The organism is Streptomyces olivochromogenes (genome assembly GCF_021538895.1).
Lineage (GTDB): Bacteria > Actinomycetota > Actinomycetes > Streptomycetales > Streptomycetaceae > Streptomyces > Streptomyces olivochromogenes_A.
Genome location: NZ_JADDRL010000033.1, coordinates 1 through 19298, shown reverse-complemented (window position 1 = coordinate 19298; position 19298 = coordinate 1). Strand labels below are relative to the sequence as shown.

The window sequence follows — 19298 nt, the reverse complement described above, 5'->3', positions numbered from 1 at the left end:
CTCCGTGACCACCAAGTCCGCGGCCGCGGCAGCACGGGCCACCGTGTACGGCTACCCCCGTCAGGGACGGAACCGGGAACTGAAGAGGGCGATCGAGGGCTACTGGAAGGGCCGCGTCGACGCCGACGCCCTCCGCGCCACCGCCGCCGAACTGCGCCGGAGGCACTGGCGCGAGCTGGCCGAGGCCGGCCTCGACGAAGTACCGACCGGTGACTTCTCGTACTACGACCACGTGCTCGACACCACCGTCATGGTCGGCGCGATCCCCGCACGGCACCGGGAGGCCGTCGCCGCGGACGGGCTGGACGGCTACTTCGCCATGGCGCGCGGGACGCAGGACGTCGCGCCGCTGGAGATGACCAAGTGGTTCGACACCAACTACCACTATCTCGTACCGGAGTTGGGCCCGGACACGACGTTCGCGGCCGACTCCGCCCAGCAGGTCGCCGAACTGCGGGAGGCCCTCGCCCTCGGCCTGACGGCGCGGCCGGTACTGGTCGGACCCGTCACCTACCTGCTCCTCGCCAAGCCCGCCCCCGGTGTGGCCGCAGGCTTCGACCCGCTGACCCTGCTCGACCGCCTGCTGCCGGTGTACGCCGACGTGCTCGCCGACCTGCGCGCGGCCGGCGCCGAGTGGGTGCAGCTCGACGAGCCCGCCCTGGTCCAGGACCGCACCCCGGCCGAACTCGACGCCGCCGGCCGCGCCTACCGCGACCTCGGTGCCCGCACCGACCGTCCGAAGCTGCTGGTCGCCTCCTACTTCGATCGGCTGGGTGAGGCCCTGCCCGTCCTCGCCAAGGCGCCCGTCGACGGACTCGCGCTGGACTTCACCGACGCCGCCGCCGCCAACCTGGAGGCGCTCGCGGCCGTCGGCGGTCTGCCCGGCAAGCGGCTGGTCGCCGGGGTCGTCAACGGCCGCAACATCTGGGTCGCCGACCTGGAGAAGTCCCTGAGCACGCTCGGCACCTTGCTCGGCCTGGCGGACCGGGTGGACGTCGCGGCCTCCTGCTCGCTGCTCCACGTCCCCCTCGACACGACGGCCGAGCGGGACATCGCGCCACAGATCCTGCGGTGGCTCGCGTTCGCCCGGCAGAAGACCACCGAGCTCGTCACCCTGGCCCGCGGGCTCAACCGTGGTACGGGCGCCATCGCCGCCGAACTGGCCGCCAACCGCGCCGACCTGGCCTCCCGGGCGAACTCCCCCGTCACCAACGACCCGGCCGTCCGCGCCCGCACCGGCGCGGTCACCGAGGCCGACGCCCGCCGCTCACAGCCGTACGCCGAACGGGCCGCGGCCCAGCGCGCCCGCCTCGGCCTGCCCCTGCTGCCGGCCACCACCATCGGCTCCTTCCCGCAGACCGGCGAGCTGCGCACCGCCCGCGCCGACCTGCGAGCGGGCCGGATCGACACGACCGGCTACGAGGAGCGCATCAGGGCGGAGATCCAGGAGGTGATCGCCTTCCAGGAGAAGACCGGCCTGGACGTCCTCGTGCACGGTGAGCCCGAACGCAACGACATGGTCCAGTACTTCGCCGAACAGCTCACCGGCTACCTCGCCACCCAGCACGGCTGGGTCCAGTCGTACGGCACCCGCTACGTCCGCCCGCCGATCCTCGCCGGCGACATCTCCCGTCCCGATCCGATGACGGTGCGCTGGACGACGTACGCCCAGTCGCTCACCGACCGCCCGGTCAAGGGCATGCTGACCGGTCCGGTCACCATGCTCGCCTGGTCCTTCGTCCGCGACGACCAGCCCCTCGCCGAGACCGCGCGCCAGGTCGCGCTCGCCCTGCGCGACGAGGTGGGCGACCTGGAGGCGGCGGGCACCTCGGTCGTCCAGGTCGACGAACCCGCCCTGCGCGAGACGCTGCCGCTGCGCGCCGCCGACCGTCCCGCGTACCTGACGTGGGCGACGGAGGCGTTCCGGCTGACCACCGGTGGCGTACGGCCGGACACCCAGATCCACACGCACATGTGCTACGCCGAGTTCGGTGACGTCGTCCAGGCCATCGACGACCTCGACGCCGACGTCATCAGCCTGGAGGCGGCCCGCTCCCATATGCAGGTCGCCCGCGAACTCGCCGCCCACGGCTACCCGCGCGAGGCCGGACCCGGCGTGTACGACATCCACTCCCCTCGCGTGCCCGGCGCCGAGGAGACGGCCGAGCTGCTCCGTACCGGTCTGAAGGCCATCCCCGCCGAACGGCTCTGGGTCAACCCCGACTGCGGCCTGAAGACCCGCGGTTGGCCGGAGACCCGCGCCTCGCTGGAGAACCTGGTGGCCGCGGCACGGAGGGTGCGCACGGAGCTGTAGCGGGCCGCGGCCGGTGACCGGGCCTGCCTCGGGTCCGGTCACCGGTCCACCCGCGGTCACCCGCCCCACCCCGGCCGCGCAGGATGCTGCGAGGATGCGTGGTGTGGTGACGGATACGGGGTGGGACAGAAGGACGGTCCGGCGACCCCGCCGCAGCGGAGCAGGAGGAGTAACGCGGTGACGAGCAGAGTCACTCTCATCTCACCGGCGATGACACCATCGCTGCGGCGGGCCCGCTTCGACGACGACGACTCGATCGAGGACAGCGCGGCGGTCCGGGCGGGGGCGACGGCGCTGTCCCTGCCCACCGCCGGTCGTGTCTTCGTCTCGCCCAGCGTGCGCTGTCGGGAGACGGCGGCCGCGCTGGGCCTCGACGCCTCGCAGGAGACGGGGCTCTCGGGCCTGGACGTGGGCCGGTGGCGGGGGCTGACCCTGGACGAGGTCGGCGCCGCCGAGCCGGAGGCGGTGGCCCGCTGGCTCGCCGATCCCGGTGCCGCGCCGCACGGCGGTGAGTCCGTACGGGACTTGTGTGCGCGCGTCGCGCGGTGGCTGGAGACGACCGGCCTGGCGGACGGCAGGACGGTCGCCGTGGCGGAGCCGGAGGTGATCCGGGCGGTGGTGCTGCACGCGCTGGGCGCGCCCGAGACCGCGTTCTGGCGCGTCGACGTCCCCCCGCTCGCGGCGACGGAGGTCACCGGCCGCTCCGGGCGCTGGAATCTGCGGCTCGGACCCGTCCTCTCCCCGCCGGGGGGCGCATCCGCGCCCTGACGCCGGTCGGCGCGAGGCCTGATCAGGCGGTCTCGTCCCGGTGGCGGCGCAGGAGCGCCGCTATCGCGCAGCGCAGGCAGTCGGTATCCGGGGCGCCGGTGGTGTCGTGGTGGCGGTCGCACTCGGCCGCTTCCAGCGCCCCTGTTCGCTCCTGGGGCGGGGGACAGCCGGGCTGCGGGCCGCCGACCAGGGCTTCGAGCTCCCGCAGGAGTCTCTCGGTGCGTTTGGCCTGTTGGGCCAGGACCCGCACGCGCGCGCTCTGACCGCCGATCTGGCGTCGGCTGGCGACCAGTCGCCGGTACTCCTCCGGGGTCAGGGCGACCGCCTCGCGTCCGCCGAGAGTGATGTGGCGCGGTTGGGGATGTTGGCGGGCCACTCGGCTCCTCCGCTCGTCGCCTCCGTCGGTGTCCCGAGAACGCGAGAGGCCCCTCGGACGGTTCCGAAGGGCCGACTCGTGTCCGGAAGGGATCAGTGGGCGGCCGGAACCGCCCGCCCCGACGTCGCGGTCGCGGGCTTGGGGTTCAGCTGCCGCTCGGCCAACTCGCCGAAGAGCAGACCGAATCCGCCCCACAGAACGGCCTGGATGGCCAGTGCGGAGAGACGGAACCGCCACAGGAGGGTGGCCGGGAAGTGCTGCGGCACCTCGTTGACGGCCGGCAGGAGTGCGTACGCGAGCCCGATCACGGTGGCGAAGGCCGCCACCGCGACCACGGTCGCCCACCAGGTGCCCAGGGTGGGCGCGAGCCGCTTGCCGAGGATGGTGGCAGCGATCGCCAGGAGCAGGCTGAGCACCATCATCAGGAAGTACAGGCTGGTCCGCTTGCTGATGGTGTCCGGGTCACCCACCGACGGCGGGTTGGCCGGGTACTTCAGGAACGGCACGACGTACACGGCGAGCAGCGCGCAGCCGGACAGCAGCAGCGCGGTCGCCCGCGGGCTGAAGCGGCCCACCCGGCCGAGCGCGAAACAGAAGGCGAGCGCCGCGATGCCGCCGAAGGCGACCCCGTAGACCAGGACGCCGGTGGCAAGGCCGGCGGTGGACTGCAGGGAGCGGGAGACGACTTCCATCTCGTGCTCGTGGGAGTGGGCCTCCTCGAAGCTGATCGCGCTGTCGACGTTCGGCTCACCGAGGAAGTAGGCGGCGACCAGGGCGAGCACGCCGGCCGCGAGGCCGGCGAGCATGCCCCGCACGAGGAGGTTTCTAACCGTTGCGGAATTCATGGGTGTGCGGCGTCCCTCGCGTCAGTGGCAGGGGAAACCGAGCAGGTGGCGGGCGTCGTGCACCCACTCGTGGACGTCCGTGCCGTTGAACACGGAGGTGGCGCCCTGCTCGGCGCCGACGAAGTAGAGCAGGATGAGCATGAGGATGCCGAAGAAGACCGCCCAGGGAGCTATCGCCTTCAGCGGCAGCGTGGCGGGAACGGCGGGGGTGGTGGCTGTCGGCTGGGCGACGGTCTGCGCCATGGCAGAACCTCCTCTGGGAGTTCGCGTCCCATCTCGGTGGTGCACAGGACGACCGCTACGGGTCTGACTCACCAACAGCCCTGGCGCTGCAGGGCTGTTCGTTCACAGTGGCGCGACCGTGCCGGACTTCCACCGGCTTCCGTTCTGCCGTCGTCGATATCGGACCGACGGTACCGCGAGTCCGGAGCCTGGCCAAGACCGCATCGGCGAACGTGATCTTCCCCTCTTGTCCGGCCTGCCAGGATTGGCGGCACCTCCGCCCCCGCACGGGTCTCCTAGACGCCGAAGGGTGCGGCGTAGTGGACGGTACCGCCGGGCAGCGGGTGACCGGCGTGCAGGGTGAGGGCCATCAGGGCCTCGTCCGGGACGTCGAAGGTGACGCCGATGCCGTGGGTGGAGGCGCGGGTGAAGCCGAAGCACGGGTAGTACGCCGGATGCCCGAGGACGACGACGAAGTGCTCGCCCGTGTCCCGGGCGGCCTGGAGCGCGGCGCGGACGGCCGCGGATCCGGCGCCGGTCCCCTGGTACTCGGGCAGTACGGCGACGGGGGCCAGGCACAGGGCCGGGGTGGCGTCGATGTGGCAGCGAGTCAGCAGCGCGTGGCCGACGGGCCTGCCGTCCGGCGTGGCGGTGACGATGGACAGACCGTCGATCCAGGACGCGTCGGCCCGCAGGGCGTCGACGAGGTCGGCTTCCAACGGCGTCTCGAAGGCCGCCAGGTCGATCTCGCGGATGGCGGGGAGGTCGGCGCCGGTCTCGACACGGGTGATCCAGTCGGTGCGCATGATCCCAGCCTCCCGCATCGCGGACGGAAGCGGGACACTGCCTACGACACCTTCGGGTGGTCCAGGCCCGTCACCGGGTGCGGAAGATGCCGCTGTAGACGTCCGTACGGTTGTCCGGTGCGCCGGAGTTGGTCTCGGTCAGCGCCGGTCGCACCCCGGTCCCGACGGACACCAGGCCCTGGTAGTCACCGATGAAGTAGCCGCCCGCGTACGGCGCTTGCAGCCAGTCGAAGACCCGGGAGATCCGCCGCTCGGACAGCGACCGCGGGTCGCCGTGCGGCAGCGTGGCCAACTGGTAGGCGGTGGGCAGCGTGGTGGTGTCGCCCGGCTTGAGGAAGCGGACGTCGTAGTAGGTGAGCGCGACCGTGCCCCGTTCGTCGACGGCGACCGACGGGGAGAAAGCCGGCACGCGCCGTGGGCTGATCAGCGTCGGGGTCCTGCTCCAGGTGTGCCCGCCGTCGGTGGAGCGCACCAGTTGGACGGAGTTGTGCCTGCCGCCGGAGAAGTCCGAACCCTCGTAGGCCATGTACAGCGTGCCGCTCTTCGGGTCGATGGCCGGGCTGGGCAGGGTGGAGCCGGCGCGCAGTGCCTTGGTGGGGTCGTTCGGGTGGACCTCCGGTACGGCGGTGTCCTTGGCCACGGTGACCGGCGCGCTCCAGGTCGCGCCGCCGTCGGTCGAGGTCACCACCGCGTAGTGGGCGTCGGTGACGGTGGTCAGGTCATCGGCGTAGGTGATCCAGTCGAAGAAGTCGTACAGGGCGCCGCTGTGCCGGTTGACGACGATCACGTGGCCGATGGTCTGCGTGTTGGGAACGGCGCTGGTGTCGACGAACCGCCGGCCCTCGCTCCAGGTGCGGCCGCCGTCGCGGGTGACGGAGATGTAGCCCGGACCGTCGAGGTCGCTCGGCTCGGGAGGGTCGTTGTCGAGGCGGTCCCAGACCTGGTAGGCGGTGCCCCTGCGGATCGGGTCGGCCGTGATCGAGGGCTTGTCGTTGAAGAACGGCTGCTCGTCGACGTGTGTGGTGGTGAGGTTCTCCCAGGTACGCCCGCCGTCGTGGGAGGTGGCGGCGAGGAGGCCGGTACGCGTGCTCTTCGTGAAGTCGACGCCCTCTCCGCCGGCGTAGACGGTGCCGTCCGGTCCGGTGCTCACCCAGGGGTCGGTGGCCCGCTCGAAGTCCGCGCCGCCCGGCGCGCAGGCGCTGAACGGCAGCGTGCTCTCGTGGAACGTACGGCCGTCCCTGCTCCAACTCGCCACCAGGCCACGGGCGCCGCCGTCGGACCAGCGGTCCTGCTGGAACACGGTGACCACGCGCTTGGCGTCGCGCGGATCGACGGTGAGGTAAGGCTCGACCTCGGTGCCCGGATAGACGACGCTGTCGGGGGACCTCGCGCCGATGGTGCAGTCGGCGTAGGGGTCGCCGTGGGACACCTTGCTCAGCGACCCGCTGTCGCTGCCGTGCTCTGCGGCCGCCGGAGTCGCACCGGTGACAGCGGTGAGCAGGAGTGCGGCGGTAGCGGTGGCAGTGGCGGTCAAGGGCGGACGGACGCGCATGAAGGATCTCCTCCGGACCTCGACAGCCGAGCGACGGCACTGCTTGATCTCTTTCGGCGTCGTGGTCGATGCCCTTGATGGGCCGAAAGGCGGAGTGCCGCGCGGGCGAGCGCCCCGTGCGGGGCTCGGGCGCATGTCCGGCTCGCGTTCCGCGAAGTGCACCTGAAATGCCGCGCAGGTTTCAGCCGCCCCTTCGGCGCGGTGACGGTCAGGGGTGTGTCGTGCGCCCAAGGTCAGCCTTGAACCGTTCGATCAGTTCGTATCGACGCCGGTCGACCTCGGCCACCCCGGCCTCCGCGACACTCGCGCCCGCGGCGATCGCCGTATGCGCCTGGATGACGGAGTTCACCAGGTCCCGAGCCGGCCCTGACACGTCTCGCCCCGCCAGGACCTCGATCTCAGCGGTGACAGCCAGCAGGCGGCCGTCCTCCGAACGGTTCCGCTGACCGGACACCGCTTGCGCGTAACTGGCGCTGATCGACCGCAGATACTCGGCGTAGGCGGTTCGTTTGGCGTCGCTGAGCGAGTCCTCCCGCTGCCACTTGCGGTTGCGCGACGCCTGCGACTGCTGGAGGGCGCCGCCGATCAGGACTCCGAGCAGCGTTCCGATGACGCCCACGACGACGGCACCCATGTCCAGCCCCCCAGTACGCCGTTGACTTCCCGGAACGCCGGACGAGGAAGCCGACGGCGCACCGCGGCTCCCTCGTCCGACACCCTCAGGTCAGCTCCACTGCTCGGACGGCTTCGCGCCGGGAATCGGCTTGCCTATCACGGCCAGCGGGATGAAGAAGTTGACCTGGCCGAGCGCGAGGATCAGGGTGACGAGTGCCCTGTCGTCGTAGCTCCTGGCCACCCGGGCGTAGAGCTCGTCGGAGACGCGCTCGCCGTGCGCGGACGGCTGGAGCACCGCCTCCGCGAGGGCCAGCGCGACGGCCTCGGCCTCGGTGAAGCAGCGCGCGTCCTGCCAGGACGACACCGCGGTGATCCGTTCCTCGGACTCCCCCGCCTTGCGCAGGCTCTCGGTGTGCATCAGGGTCAGGTAGGTGTTGCCGACGATCTGACCGGCCCTCAGGTGCATGAAGCTGATCGTGCTCTGCGGCACCGTGCCGTTGCCGATGGTCTTGTACAGCAGTCCCGCCACTTCCCCCAACTCGGGGACGAGCTTGAGCGGGTCGGGCAGCCGCGAACCGGCCGTCTGCGCGGCGGTCGACTGATCTCCCATGACTGTGTTCCTCCGGGTGTCTGACATAGCTGACACAGCACTGACGGAACCGACGACGAGGATGTGACGCCTCCCGGAAAAAAATCTTCGGGCAGCAGGCAGCCGTTCTACAGTGACGCTCGGGGGCCCTGCCGTGCGGGCCTGAGGGGAGACGGGGAAACTCATGGGTGACAAGACCGCGACCCAGTGGTGGGAGCTGCTGCCGGCCGGGGTCCGGCAACAGGTCGACGGGTACGTCCTCCAGGACGCCCACATGCAAGCGATCCGCGTCGTCCTGGCGGCCGGCCGTGCGCGTGGCCTGGGGCTCACCGACGCTCAGTACGTGGTCGCCGAACGCTACGACCACCACGGCGACGCAATCGCCCGCACCCCCGACAGCCCCCTCGACCTGGAGTCCCTGGCGGCCCGCGCCGCCGGCCTCCACGGCCGCGTCGTCGCGGTCGAGGCCGTGTGGGACGGCGACACCTTCCACGACTGGTTCGTGGTCCTGCTGGCCATCACCGCCGACCCCGACGCGGAACACCCGCTGGCCACCATCTACTGGGGCACGGCCGTACGACACCTCGGCGACACCGGGAACCGAGGCACCCGCCATCCCTCGGCCGCAGCCGCCGACCAGGCCGGCCGAGCCCTGGCCGACCACCTCTGCGTCCCCTTCCACTTCGCCAGCCCCGACACCCCGGACGACGAGGCCCCACGCCGGCGGTCCTGAGCCCTTGGCTCGTGGACGGGTGGGGCCGCCCGCGCGGGCCCGTCCCGCGGCGTACCACCTCATCGATTTCCGCCGACTTCGGGGAGTTTCCCCGGTACATTCGCTGCCTGAGCATCTGCTACGGGGGAGGCAGCATGGCTGATCAGAATGCCCAAGAGGGTATCGAGTTGGCGGACGCGGTCCAGGCGGTCCGGGACCAGCTCCTCATCGCCGCGAGTCGGGCTTCGGGGCAGGGCGTCGCCTTCGAAGTGGGCGACATCCAGATGGAATTCACGGTGGAGCTACGTGCGGAGGAGAAGGCGGGCGCGAAGGTCCGCGCGTGGGTCCTGGATGCCGGTGTCGACGACACACGCTCCACCGCCCGCACGCACAAAGTGAGCTTCACGCTCTCACCCACGGACGCCCGCACAGGTGGGCCATTGCGTGTGGGAAACCCTGCCCCGGGCGGCACGGGGCGCTTCGGTCGCCCCATCACCGGCGACTGACGCCATGCCGCGCGCCACTTCGTCGGCAGACCGGGTGGTCCTGGTCAACGGCGCCGTACAAGGCACCGGGGTGCTGATCGGGCCCCGGCACATCCTCACGGCGGCACATGTGCTGACCGGACCGCCCAGAGCGCGGGTCCAGCACCCTGAGAACGTCACTGATCTCCGGCGCAAGCCGCCCAAGCTCGTGGTCGTCCCCACTCAGCCCCCTCGCACCGCCAAGATCATCCACCCGCACAGCTCCGAATGGGCCACCTGCGAAGTGCGATGGATCGACACCGCCCGCGACCTCGTACTGCTGAGGACACGCAACGAGGCGGTGGGACCCGACTTCCTGCAGCCGCTGGGCCGCATGCGCCTGGGACGGATCGCCACCTCACAGCCCATCACCGACTGCCAGATCATCGGGTTTCCCGCCGTGCAGCGCGACCCCGTCAGCGGTGAAATCGAATGTGATCAGTACGAGGTCACCGTGCTGCCCATGGCGAGCCGTCTACGGCCGGAGGTCACGGTCTGCGAGTTTTCCCGAAAGCCCGTGGCGGAGACGGACAACCGCCACTCCCCGCTCGCCGGCCTCTCGGGCGCGCCACTGTTCGCCAGCGGCGTGCTGCTCGGCATCGTCACCGCCGTCCCCCGCGGACGGGAGCACATGCGCATCGAGGTGGCCAACGTCGACGCGGAGCAACTGCGTCTGCTGGACCGTGCCGAGGCCGGACTGCTGACCCCGCGCACCGAGGACGTCGCGGAGAACCACCGCCGCGACGAGGCATTCGAGCAGCAGTACCGACGGGCGATCAAGAACCGCTACCGCAAGATCGACATCATCGGCCTGGACGAGCTGAGCACCCGCGAGTCCCGCTGGGACCTGGACACCGCGTACCTCCACCTTGAAGCCGAGGCCGCCCCGCCGGCGGCCGGTTCCAGGGGCGTGTCCTCCCGGCCACGGCGCGTCGACGAGCTGCTGGCCGAGGCGGGGCCGTGCGTGCTCCTGAGGGGAGAAGCCGGTGCGGGCAAAACGACTCTGGTGTGGTGGCTGGCCTCCCACGCGGCTTCGGGCACGCTCGGTGGAAGCCTGGCCCACCTGAACGGACAGGTGCCGTTCGTCGTACCGCTGCGCAGTCTTCGAGCGAAGGGCGAGGGATTCCCGCGGCCCGGCGAACTCGACCGGGCCGCACGCCTGCTGACGGACCAGGCTCCGCAGGGCTGGGCCCGCAGGGTGCTGATGGCGGGGCGGGGGCTGTTGCTGGTGGACGGCTTGGACGAGGTTCCCCGGGGCGACAGGATGAACGCTCACCGGTGGCTCGGCGACATGCTGGCCGAATTCCCCGGTCTACACTGCCTCGTCACGGTGAGACCGCTCGCGGTGGAGATGAACTGGCTGAGCAATGAGGGGTTTCGCGAGCTGCGGCTCCTGCCCATGCGGGACACCGACATCCAGGCCTTCGTGCACGCCTGGCACGACACCGCTCGCCTGGAACCAACTCAGTCGGCCGACGAGAGTGGACATCTCGCGGAGCTGGAAGCCGAGCTCAAGGCGAAGTTCACGAGCAGCCCGGCACTGCGCAACCTGGCCAGAACGCCCCTGCTCTGTGCCGTGATCTGCGCCCTCAATCGCCGCCGCGAAGGGGACTTGCCGGTGAGCCGCCCCGAACTGTATGCGGCAGCGCTGCACATGTTGCTCGGAAAGCGCGACGTGGGGCGCGACATCCGCGAGCCGGAAGGGATCAAGCTGGATCTTGAGAAACACGAACTGCTACTCCAACGCATCGCCGCCTGGCTGGTGCGCAACGGGCAGTCCCAGCTCTCCCGTGAGCAGGCCAGAAGCCGGCTGGTCCCCACGCTCAGCGGCATGTCCGAGGTGCAGGGCTCCGTGGACGAGGTATTGCGGCACATCCTCAATCGCAGTGGGGTTCTGGAGGAACGCGCCGAGGACAGTATCCAGTTCATCCACCGCACGTTTCAGGACTACCTCGCGGCAAAGGAGTTCCAGGACAGCGAAAGCCTCAAGGAGCTGCTCGGCCATGCCGCCCAGGAGGAATGGCAAGACGTCGTCCTCCTGTCGATCGGTCACTGCAGGACCGCCGAAGTCGAGAAAGTGATCGACAACCTGATGGAACAGGGCGATGCCCAAGAGGGCCATCAGCGCTGGAACCTGCATGTCCTCGCCGCGAGTTGCGCCGCCGAAGCGGTCTTCCTACCACAGGACAAACGCGCCGCCGTGGCCGAACGTCTCAGGGCTTTCATGCCTCCCAAGGACATACTCCAGGCAACCGAGGTGGCCAAACTCGGTGCCTACGTCCTTCCCATGCTTCCCGGGCCGGAAGGACTGCCGGAGCACGTACAGCTACTCGTTGCCACAACGCTGACCAAGATCGGCACCCCGGACTGCCTGCCCCTCGTCGGCGAGTACGCCGACCAGCCAAGCAGGACGCTGCGTCAGTTTCTGGCCTCTGCCTGGGGAGACTTCCCGGCCGAGCCCTATGCGCGCAATGTCCTCGCCACCATGCGACTCGACGACCTGGAGATCGTGGTCAACCGTGACCACATGCTCAAGCACCTGCATCACCTCGGGCCACTCAAGAAGGTCGTCGTGCACGGTAAGTTCCCCGCTGACCAACTGCATCGGGACCTGCCGTACACACCGCTCGAACGTCTGGGCGTCGCCGACAACCCGGCCCTGACCGACCTGTCGTTCCTCAACGGACGGCCAGGCATCAAGCACCTCATCGTCGATTCCACCGCCCAGATAAGGAACATCTCCCATCTGGCCCACTGTCACCTGGTGACCCTCGCACTGAACGCGGCGCTCCTGCTCCCCGAGGATCTGGAAGTCATTCCCACCGTGCACGGGCTCCGGGAACTCCACCTCCAAGGGCTGCCGATCGGTCAATACGCGTGGCTTCCCCCGCCTCACCGCTCCGTGGCGCGGCTGTCCGTGTCGAGCCAAGACCTTCAGGTGGACACGCTGCATGGCTGGGTCGGCCTGCGCGGCCTTGCGATCTGGCAGCCGACGGCGCTCGACGAACTCTTCGCACAGCTGACCGAGCTCCCAAGACTCCAAGCGCTCCAGCTACCCCTCGCGAATCCCGCGTACGAGCTTCAGCGCCTCCCCGCGCTCCACCAGGTCCACTCCCTCACACTGCCCAGCCTCCTGAATGACCCCCATCTGAAGGGAGTGACGCGTACCTTCCCGGCACTCCGCAGACTGACCATCGACCTCGGAGTCACTCCCGATCCGGTGGTCGATCTCAAACCCCTCCACGGACTCCCCGACCTCTCCGTGACCGTCGTCTCCATGGAACGACCCACGATCCGAGAACCGGGACCGCTGGTTCATCGGCTCCGTGCCACCCCGGGCCAGCCGCCTTCACTGACGACTCCGGACAGCCGGGGAGGCAGACGGAGCGGATGACACAGCTCGCCACGTCGTGGGAAACCCCCTGGCCGTAGCCCCCGGAGACATGTGAAGGTTCGGGGCGTGGGCAACTCCATGGCATATCCCGTTCTTCGGACCAGCGACGCTGCCGAGGCATACGCGCAGGCCAAGCGTCTGTGTGCGGTGCTGGAGGAGCGCGAGGACGAGGTGTGGTTCTACGCCGAGCTGCGGACGGCGGCGGAGTTGCGGCGGATGGCCGAGGTCCTTCCCGGGGCGGACTTCGATTTTCTGGATGTCCGTACTGATCCGGCGACGGGTGAGTACCTCCGGTACGACCTCGACGTGAGTGCGGTCGACGACCGGGCGTTGGAGGCGCACCTGCCGCTGAGCGTGATGCAGGAAGTTCCGGGAGGCGGTGTCGAGGAGCGGTTCGTCGCGGCTCTCGGTCAGAGCCTCGCCTCCTTGGAGTGGCACGGCGTGTGGCCGGACGACCCGGAGGCGGACAGCTTCGGATGGGCGAAGTACGACGGTGTCCAGGTCGTGTTCCACGGGGACCATGCCCAGTGGGCCGGGTGGGCGGAGCATCACACGGTCTTCGTCCACGTGACCAAGTTCGGTGACCTGCCCCGGGCCCAGAAGCTCGCCGCCCTCATCGGCGGCGAGGTCCTGGGCGAACCACAGCTCGGCTGGTGACGGGTGTTCGCCTCACGTCTGTGTGAAGCGGCGGACGATGTCCGGTCTCGTTCTGAGGTGTTCCGGGTAGCCGGGGCCCATCCGTACCGACGTGTTCTCGGAGCGCATCGGCTCGCCGCACGCCGAGCAGACCACCTCGGCGTGCGCGTCGTGGTCGCAGGTGTCGTGGTGGAGGGTGACCGGCGCGCCCTCCTCCCCCGCCAGCCAGCGGTCGCCCCACCGGCTGAGGGCGGCGAGGACCGGGAAGAAGTCGCGGCCCTTCTCCGTCAGCACGTACTCGTAGCGCGGCGGCTCGCTCTCGTAGCGGCGCTTCTCCATCAGCCCCTCGTCGACCAGGCGGCGCAGCCGGTCGGTCAGGGTGTTGCGGGCGATGCCGAGTTCGCGCTGGAACTCCTCGAAGCGGCTGCTGCCGTAGAACGCCTCCCGCAGCAGCAGGGAGCTCCAGGCGTCGCCGAGCACGTCCACCGTTCTCGCGATGGAGCACGGCCAGTTGGCGAAGGAGGGGCGCGCCGGGCTCATGACGCGTCGCCGACTTCCCGTACCAGTTCGATCGCCCGGCCCAGGGTGTCGAGCTTCGCCTCCATGGTCTCCCCGGCCGGGTAGAGACGTACGGTGTCCACCCCCGCGTCGCGCCAGACGCGCAGCCGCCGCCGGACCATGTCCTCCGTGCCGATGAGGGTGGTGGCCAGCACCATGTCGTCGGTGACCAGGCCCGCAGCGCCGTCCCGGTCCCCCGCCTGCCAGCGCTCGCGCACCTGCTCGGCGACCTCGCTCCAGCCCTGGCGGCTGTAGGCGCGGTTGTAGAAGTTGGTGGACGCGGAACCCATCCCGCCGAGGCTGAAGGCGAGTTCCTTCTTGCGCCCGGCGACCATGGCGCCGAGCGCCTCCTCGTCCGGCGCGAACGCGACCTCGGCGCCCTGGCAGACGTCGATGTCGGCACGGCCGCGGCCGCTGTCGGCCAGCCCCTCGTCGAGCGGGGCGAAGTACGCCTCGGCCGCGCCCTCCGGTACGAAGCTGGTGCCCAGCCAGCCGTCCGCGACCCGCCCGGTGAGCCGGAGCATGGCCGGGGACAGGGCGGCCAGGTAGATCGGGACCGGATGCTCGGCCCGCATGGACAGACGCATCGGCACCGCCTCCCCGCCCGGCAGCGGGATCCGGAACTCGGAGCCCGTGTACGAGAGTTTGCCGCCCGCGACCACCTCCCGCACGATCTCCACGGTCTCGCGGACACGCGCGAGGGGCCGGGCGAACGGCACGCCGTGCAGGCCTTCCATCACCTGCGGCCCGGAGGGGCCCAGGCCGAGCAGGAAGCGTCCGCCGGAGAGGTTGGAGAGCGTGATCGCCGTCTGCGCGAGAGCCACCGGCGTGCGCGTGCCGACCTGCATCACGCCCGAGCCGAGCAGCAGGCGCTCGGTGCGGGCCGCGTAGAAGCCGAGCGCGGATGGCGCGTCCGAGCCCCAGGCCTCGGCCACCCAGCAGATGTCGAGGCCCAGTTTCTCGGCCTCGATCACGAAGTCGGCCTGCCGGGACCAGGATTCGAAGCCCGCCGCCTCGACGGTCGTCGCGGTCCGCATCACGCCTCCGCCAGCTTCTTGATGTGCGCGAGCGTCGCCGTCATGTTGTGCTCGAACTCCCGCATCCGTACGAACACGATCTTCTGCTCCTTGTCCGGCATGGCGTCGATCGCCATGGACAGGCCGGAGCGTCCGGGGCCCATCCGCATCCACTGCGCCAACTCCGTTCCGTCGTCCTTGGGTTCCAGCCGGAACCGCCAGAGCGCCGACGGCCGGTCCGGGTCCTCCACCGCCCAGGCGAACACCCGGGCCGGCTCGCACTCGACGACGGTCGAGGTGGTCGCCCACTCCCCGAAGGCCTGGTGCTTGCTGCGCCCGACGAACCGCGCGCCCAGGGCGGCCCCGGTGGCGCCGTCGAGCCATGCGGTCGACGCCAGTTCGTCGCTCATGCCCGGCATCAGGGTCACGTCCGAGACCAGCTCCCACACCCGCTGCGGTGGGGCATCGATCCAGGTCGTCACCTCGACCGTCGGTGTGTCCGCGTACCGCGCGCCCGTCCACTCCATCGTGAGTCGGCCTCCTCGAGGTCCAGGGGTCTGCCTGCCCCTTCAGAGTTGCGTAACAAGACTTAGCAAGTCAATAGCGGCGCGAGCCTGGAGCGCCGAGGGCTCCAGGGCCGATGTCCCAGCCCCCTTGCGGCCAGTGACCAGGGTCACAGCCGCCGAGTGCATAGCGGAGCGGCCGCCACCGTCTTTCTCTCCGTGAAGGCAACTGGCGAGAGCGGGGACATTGCGGATGGCGCAGGCTCGGGCCGGTGAGTTCGACGAGTTCGTGGCGGTCCGCTGGTCGGGATTGCTCCATCTCGCCCGGCTGCTCACCGGCGGTGATCGACACAGAGCCGAGGACTTGGTGCAGGAGTCCTTGGTCAAGCTCTGGTTCGTGTGGTCGAAGGTCGCCGACGAGGCCCCCGACGCGTACGTACGGAAGGTGATGGTGCGCGCGGCGGCCCGGTCGGCGAGGCGGCGCTGGTGGGGTGAGCGTCCCGTCGCGCAGTTGCCGGACACGGCGGTCGCCGGCGATGTCTCCGCGGTCGTCGCCGAGCGGTCGCGCCTGGAGGCCGCGCTGGGCCAGTTGCCGGCGAAACAGCGGGTCGCGGTGGTGCTGCGGTACTACCAGGACCTGCCCGAGGGCCAGGTCGCGGAGGCGCTGGGGTGCCCCCTGGGCACGGCCAGGTCACACACCGCACGCGGTGTGGCACGACTGCGGCAGCTTCTGGCCGACGTCATCGAGCCGGTGGGGTGAGGGAGAGACCATGGACCACTTCGAACGGCAGCTGGCTCGCATGATGCACCACTCCGAGCAGCAGTCCCCCTTCGAGCCGAGGCACCGGGAACGTCTCCGGGCGGGCGTCCGGGCCCGTCGCCGTGCGCGCGCGGCGCAGGCGGCCGTCGGCTCCGTCCTGGCGGTGGCCGGGCTCGGCGCCGGACTGTTCCTGCTGCCCCACTCCCACGCCAGAGACGAACCCAGCGCCCCGCACCCCCGGCCCGCGATCAGCCCGACGCCGTCGCCGACCACGACACCGACGCCGGGCATGTCGCCGACGCCCCCTTCCTCGACCGCCACCAACTCCGCGCCCCCGAGCGGGACCGCCACCTCACAGCTGCCGACGCCCGGCAGTTCGAGCACGGGCTCCGAGCCGACACCCGCGGACTCGGAGACGGACACGGCGTCGGCGCCCCCGGCGACATCGACGGCGAACTACACCTCGGAGCCACCGCCCGGCCGGTCGGCCCCACCGGCCACGTCCTCGGCCCTGGTCGGCCCGACCGGCTGACCGCACCCCGCGTCACCTGAACCCGCCCTCGCCAGGCGTGCCTTCGGCATGCCCCGAAACCGCGCACGAATGCATACAGAAGCTGACAGAAAGGACGAAAAATGAGAGAGGCAGGTCTGGTCACCGTGCCAGGTCCGCACCGGCCACCGGTGCCGGCCCACCACCCGGAGCCGGTCCTCGAGTTGGTCGTCCCGGTGTTCAACGAGGAGGCCGCGCTGGAGCCGAGCGTGCGGCGGCTGACCGCGCACCTGCGGGAGACCTTCCCCTACCCGTTCCGCATCACCGTCACCGACAACGCCAGCACCGACGCGACCCCGCGCATCGCCGCCCGGCTGGCCGCCGAACTGCCCGAGGTCGAGTGGCTGCGGCTGGCCGAGAAGGGGCGGGGGCGGGCGCTGCGGGCTGCCTGGTCGCGCTCGCGGGCGCCGGTCCTGGCATACATGGACGTCGACCTGTCCACCGAACTGACGGCCCTGTTGCCGCTGGTGGCCCCGCTGATCTCCGGGCACTCCGACATCGCCATCGGCACGCGCCTGGCACCCGGTTCGCGCGTGGTACGCGGTCCCAAGCGGGAAATCATCTCCCGCTGCTACAACGCCCTGCTGCGCTCGACCCTTTCGGTCGGCTTCTCGGACGCGCAGTGCGGTTTCAAGGCCGTACGACGTGATGTCGCCGAGCGACTGCTGCCCCTGGTGCGGGACCCGGAATGGTTCTTCGACACCGAACTGCTCGTCGTCGCCGAGCGGGACGGGCTGCGGATCCACGAGGTGCCGGTCGACTGGGTGGACGATCCCGACAGCCGGGTCGATCTGCTGGCCACCGCGCTGGCCGATCTGCGCGGCATCGCCAGGATCACCCTGGCTCTGCTGCGCGGCACGCTTCCGCCGACCGGACTGCACCGGGGCGCCGACGGGCCGTCGGGGCGCCTGGTCACGCAGTTCGCCCGCTTCGCCGCCGTAGGAGCGGTGAGCACCTTGGCACACCTGCTGCTGTACGCGGCGCTGCGTCCGGCGGCGGGAGCCCAGGTGGCCAACGCGCTGGCGCTGCTGGTGTGCGCGGTGGCCAATACGGCCGCGAACCGGCGGCTCACCTTCGGAGTGCGCGGCCGCGCGGGCGCGCTGCGCCACCAGGCCCGGGGCATGGCGGCCTTCCTCGTGGGGCTCGCACTCACCGGCGGCTCCCTCGCGCTCCTGCACCACGTGGCACCCGAGGCCTCGGACCGCGCCGAACTCGCCGTCCTGATCGCCGCCAACCTGACCGCGACGCTGCTGCGGTTCGTGCTGCTGCGCGCCTGGGTGTTCCGGCCGCGCCGTGACCGTACGGGAGCCGCCGCCTCATGAAGACCCTGACAACCCTCGCCGCCCGTCCGCCCGCCCTCGCGACCGCCCCCGGACCCGTCCGACAGCGGCTGCGGTGCGCGGTGCAGCGGTACGGCCCGGCGGCGGCGATGTACGGCGGCCTCAAGCTCGTCGGCTTCTCCGTCTTCCTCTTCCTGCTGGACTCGGCCGGGGACTACCGGAAGAAGCCCCCGCGCTTCGGCGGCGGCGCCCACCCCTGGGACGTGCTGGCCAGCTGGGACGGCTGGTGGTACCAGCAGATCGCCGCGCACGGGTACCACCCCGCGCTCGTCCAACTGCCGCACGCCGGCGGGCTCTTCACCGTGCAGGAGAACTCCGCGGCGTTCTTCCCGCTCTACCCGGCGCTGATACGGCTGGTCTCCGAGACCACCGGCCTCGGCCTGTACGGGGCCGGGCTGCTGGTCTCGGTCGTCTCCTCGTTCGCCGCCGCGCTCGGCATCTACGTCCTCACCTCCCAACTCACCGGCAGAGGAGCCGGGTTGGCCGCGGCCGGACTGTGGGCGGTGTGGCCGGGTTCCGGCGTGGAGTGGTCGGTCTACTCCGATTCCCTCTACGTGGCCCTGACCGTCTGGGCCTGCCACGCCCTCCTGAACCACCGCTGGCTCACCGCGGGCCTCCTCACCTGCGCCGCCGGGCTCTGCCGCCCCACCGCCGTCGCGCTGATCGCCGCGCTCTTCGTCACCGCCCTGTCGGCCCTCCGCCGACGCCGGGTCGGCGTCCCGCGCCCCGTGGCCGCGATGGCCCTCGCACCGCTCGGCCTGCTCGGATACCTGGCCTGGGTGGGCCATCGCATGGGCTCCTACGGCGGCTACTTCACGCTCCAGAGCGGCGCCTGGGCCCACGAGTTCGACTACGGGCGGCACACACTCGACGTGCTCACCTCCGTCCCGGTCGGCCACTTCACCTATCTCTTCGCGTTCCCCTTCGCGGACATCGTCGGCATCGGTGCCGTCCTGCTGACCCTCGCGCTGCTCCCGCTGCTGGTCCGACTGCGGCTCCCACCGCCGCTGCTCGTCTACACCGTGCTGACGATCGCTCTCGTCCTGGGCAGCCAGCAGATATTCGGCAACGTCTCCCGCTATCTGCTCCCCGCCTTCCCGCTCTTCATCCCGCTCGCCACCGCGCTCCGCCGCCTCCGCCTGCCCCTGCAGATCAGCCTGCTCGGTCTCGCGGCGCTCGCCTCCGGCTCGTACGCGGGCTACGTGCTCTTCGAACTCG

General features: G+C 70.8%; 20 protein-coding genes. 10 read left to right on the top strand and 10 right to left on the bottom strand.

The window, feature by feature from the left end; translation table 11 throughout:
* The first annotated feature begins 4 nt into the window (after window positions 1–4).
* Window positions 5–2314 carry a 5-methyltetrahydropteroyltriglutamate--homocysteine S-methyltransferase gene (gene metE, locus IPZ69_RS18530; RefSeq protein WP_235455252.1) on the top strand — a complete coding sequence of 770 codons (2310 nt, stop codon included), beginning with the start codon at window positions 5–7 and terminating at the stop codon, window positions 2312–2314.
* 177 nt (window positions 2315–2491) lie between these two features.
* Window positions 2492–3082 carry a histidine phosphatase family protein gene (locus IPZ69_RS18525; RefSeq protein ID WP_235455251.1) on the top strand — a complete coding sequence of 197 codons (591 nt, stop codon included), beginning with the start codon at window positions 2492–2494 and terminating at the stop codon, window positions 3080–3082.
* Between the two features lie 22 nt (window positions 3083–3104).
* Here IPZ69_RS18525 and IPZ69_RS18520 read toward each other — a convergent pair whose 3' ends face one another.
* The 7 genes from IPZ69_RS18520 to IPZ69_RS18490 all read right to left on the bottom strand — a co-directional run bounded on the left by IPZ69_RS18520 (window position 3105) and on the right by IPZ69_RS18490 (window position 8108).
* On the bottom strand, window positions 3105–3458 hold the full coding sequence (locus IPZ69_RS18520) for a hypothetical protein (protein ID WP_235455250.1): 354 nt from the start codon (window positions 3456–3458) through the stop codon (window positions 3105–3107).
* A gap of 92 nt (window positions 3459–3550) precedes the next feature.
* Window positions 3551–4303 (bottom strand): CbtA family protein, encoded by a 753-nt coding sequence (locus IPZ69_RS18515; protein ID WP_235455249.1) that lies wholly within the window; start codon window positions 4301–4303, stop codon window positions 3551–3553.
* Window positions 4304–4324: 21 nt separating this feature from the next.
* Window positions 4325–4546, bottom strand: a complete 222-nt coding sequence (locus IPZ69_RS18510) for a CbtB domain-containing protein (protein ID WP_235455248.1) — start codon at window positions 4544–4546, stop codon at window positions 4325–4327.
* A 275-nt stretch (window positions 4547–4821) separates the two neighbouring features.
* Entirely contained in the window at window positions 4822–5331 is a 510-nt protein-coding gene (locus IPZ69_RS18505; RefSeq protein ID WP_235455247.1) for a GNAT family N-acetyltransferase, read from the bottom strand.
* A 70-nt stretch (window positions 5332–5401) separates the two neighbouring features.
* The gene (locus IPZ69_RS18500; protein ID WP_235455246.1) at window positions 5402–6883 is read right to left on the bottom strand and encodes a sialidase family protein; all 1482 of its coding nucleotides are present in this window, start codon (window positions 6881–6883) and stop codon (window positions 5402–5404) included.
* A gap of 208 nt (window positions 6884–7091) precedes the next feature.
* On the bottom strand, window positions 7092–7517 hold the full coding sequence (locus IPZ69_RS18495; protein ID WP_235455245.1) for a hypothetical protein: 426 nt from the start codon (window positions 7515–7517) through the stop codon (window positions 7092–7094).
* A gap of 90 nt (window positions 7518–7607) precedes the next feature.
* On the bottom strand, window positions 7608–8108 hold the full coding sequence (locus IPZ69_RS18490) for a carboxymuconolactone decarboxylase family protein (RefSeq protein ID WP_235455244.1): 501 nt from the start codon (window positions 8106–8108) through the stop codon (window positions 7608–7610).
* Window positions 8109–8271: 163 nt separating this feature from the next.
* Here IPZ69_RS18490 and IPZ69_RS18485 point away from each other — a divergent pair, with 163 nt between their 5' ends.
* From IPZ69_RS18485 to IPZ69_RS18470, 4 genes are all read left to right on the top strand, one after another.
* Window positions 8272–8820, top strand: a complete 549-nt coding sequence (locus IPZ69_RS18485) for a hypothetical protein (protein ID WP_235455243.1) — start codon at window positions 8272–8274, stop codon at window positions 8818–8820.
* Between the two features lie 134 nt (window positions 8821–8954).
* Complete coding sequence (locus IPZ69_RS18480) at window positions 8955–9305, top strand: trypco2 family protein (RefSeq protein WP_235455242.1); 351 nt, start codon at window positions 8955–8957, stop codon at window positions 9303–9305.
* Between the two features lie 4 nt (window positions 9306–9309).
* Window positions 9310–12717, top strand: coding sequence for an NACHT domain-containing protein (locus IPZ69_RS18475; RefSeq protein ID WP_268834737.1), 3408 nt, complete (start codon window positions 9310–9312; stop codon window positions 12715–12717).
* A 66-nt stretch (window positions 12718–12783) separates the two neighbouring features.
* Window positions 12784–13374 (top strand): hypothetical protein, encoded by a 591-nt coding sequence (locus IPZ69_RS18470; protein WP_235455240.1) that lies wholly within the window; start codon window positions 12784–12786, stop codon window positions 13372–13374.
* Between the two features lie 12 nt (window positions 13375–13386).
* On the opposite strand, the gene IPZ69_RS18465 is transcribed toward IPZ69_RS18470, so the two are convergent.
* The 3 genes from IPZ69_RS18465 to IPZ69_RS18455 are packed head-to-tail and all read right to left on the bottom strand — an operon-like array spanning window position 13387 to window position 15454.
* Window positions 13387–13893 (bottom strand): winged helix-turn-helix transcriptional regulator, encoded by a 507-nt coding sequence (locus IPZ69_RS18465; RefSeq protein ID WP_235455239.1) that lies wholly within the window; start codon window positions 13891–13893, stop codon window positions 13387–13389.
* Window positions 13890–14948, bottom strand: a complete 1059-nt coding sequence (locus IPZ69_RS18460; RefSeq protein ID WP_235455238.1) for an LLM class flavin-dependent oxidoreductase — start codon at window positions 14946–14948, stop codon at window positions 13890–13892. The genes IPZ69_RS18465 and IPZ69_RS18460 overlap by 4 nt, the downstream gene beginning before the upstream one ends.
* The gene (locus IPZ69_RS18455; protein WP_235455237.1) at window positions 14948–15454 is read right to left on the bottom strand and encodes an SRPBCC family protein; all 507 of its coding nucleotides are present in this window, start codon (window positions 15452–15454) and stop codon (window positions 14948–14950) included. The genes IPZ69_RS18460 and IPZ69_RS18455 overlap by 1 nt, the downstream gene beginning before the upstream one ends.
* Window positions 15455–15683: 229 nt before the next feature.
* Here IPZ69_RS18455 and IPZ69_RS18450 point away from each other — a divergent pair, with 229 nt between their 5' ends.
* The 4 genes from IPZ69_RS18450 to IPZ69_RS18435 all read left to right on the top strand — a co-directional run.
* On the top strand, window positions 15684–16190 hold the full coding sequence (locus IPZ69_RS18450; protein ID WP_235455236.1) for a SigE family RNA polymerase sigma factor: 507 nt from the start codon (window positions 15684–15686) through the stop codon (window positions 16188–16190).
* A 10-nt stretch (window positions 16191–16200) separates the two neighbouring features.
* Window positions 16201–16722 carry a hypothetical protein gene (locus IPZ69_RS18445; protein WP_235455235.1) on the top strand — a complete coding sequence of 174 codons (522 nt, stop codon included), beginning with the start codon at window positions 16201–16203 and terminating at the stop codon, window positions 16720–16722.
* 101 nt (window positions 16723–16823) lie between these two features.
* Window positions 16824–18062, top strand: coding sequence for a bifunctional glycosyltransferase family 2/GtrA family protein (locus IPZ69_RS18440; RefSeq protein ID WP_235455234.1), 1239 nt, complete (start codon window positions 16824–16826; stop codon window positions 18060–18062).
* The coding region (locus tag IPZ69_RS18435; protein ID WP_235455233.1) for a glycosyltransferase family 39 protein at window positions 18059–19298 on the top strand (1240 nt) is incomplete at its 3' end. The genes IPZ69_RS18440 and IPZ69_RS18435, both read left to right, overlap by 4 nt.

Bases quoted from the DNA above. Each gene is read 5' to 3' on its own strand.
- IPZ69_RS18515 (WP_235455249.1), bottom strand. From the start codon at position 4,303: ATGAATTCCGCAACGGTTAGAAACCTCCTCGTGCGGGGCATGCTCGCC.
- IPZ69_RS18510 (WP_235455248.1), bottom strand. From the start codon at position 4,546: ATGGCGCAGACCGTCGCCCAGCCGACAGCCACCACCCCCGCCGTTCCC.
- IPZ69_RS18505 (WP_235455247.1), bottom strand. From the start codon at position 5,331: ATGCGCACCGACTGGATCACCCGTGTCGAGACCGGCGCCGACCTCCCC.
- IPZ69_RS18500 (WP_235455246.1), bottom strand. From the start codon at position 6,883: ATGCGCGTCCGTCCGCCCTTGACCGCCACTGCCACCGCTACCGCCGCA.
- IPZ69_RS18495 (WP_235455245.1), bottom strand. From the start codon at position 7,517: ATGGGTGCCGTCGTCGTGGGCGTCATCGGAACGCTGCTCGGAGTCCTG.
- IPZ69_RS18490 (WP_235455244.1), bottom strand. From the start codon at position 8,108: ATGGGAGATCAGTCGACCGCCGCGCAGACGGCCGGTTCGCGGCTGCCC.
- IPZ69_RS18485 (WP_235455243.1), top strand. From the start codon at position 8,272: ATGGGTGACAAGACCGCGACCCAGTGGTGGGAGCTGCTGCCGGCCGGG.
- IPZ69_RS18480 (WP_235455242.1), top strand. From the start codon at position 8,955: ATGGCTGATCAGAATGCCCAAGAGGGTATCGAGTTGGCGGACGCGGTC.
- IPZ69_RS18475 (WP_268834737.1), top strand. From the start codon at position 9,310: ATGCCGCGCGCCACTTCGTCGGCAGACCGGGTGGTCCTGGTCAACGGC.
- IPZ69_RS18465 (WP_235455239.1), bottom strand. From the start codon at position 13,893: ATGAGCCCGGCGCGCCCCTCCTTCGCCAACTGGCCGTGCTCCATCGCG.
- IPZ69_RS18460 (WP_235455238.1), bottom strand. From the start codon at position 14,948: ATGCGGACCGCGACGACCGTCGAGGCGGCGGGCTTCGAATCCTGGTCC.
- IPZ69_RS18455 (WP_235455237.1), bottom strand. From the start codon at position 15,454: ATGGAGTGGACGGGCGCGCGGTACGCGGACACACCGACGGTCGAGGTG.
- IPZ69_RS18450 (WP_235455236.1), top strand. From the start codon at position 15,684: ATGGCGCAGGCTCGGGCCGGTGAGTTCGACGAGTTCGTGGCGGTCCGC.
- IPZ69_RS18445 (WP_235455235.1), top strand. From the start codon at position 16,201: ATGGACCACTTCGAACGGCAGCTGGCTCGCATGATGCACCACTCCGAG.
- IPZ69_RS18440 (WP_235455234.1), top strand. From the start codon at position 16,824: ATGAGAGAGGCAGGTCTGGTCACCGTGCCAGGTCCGCACCGGCCACCG.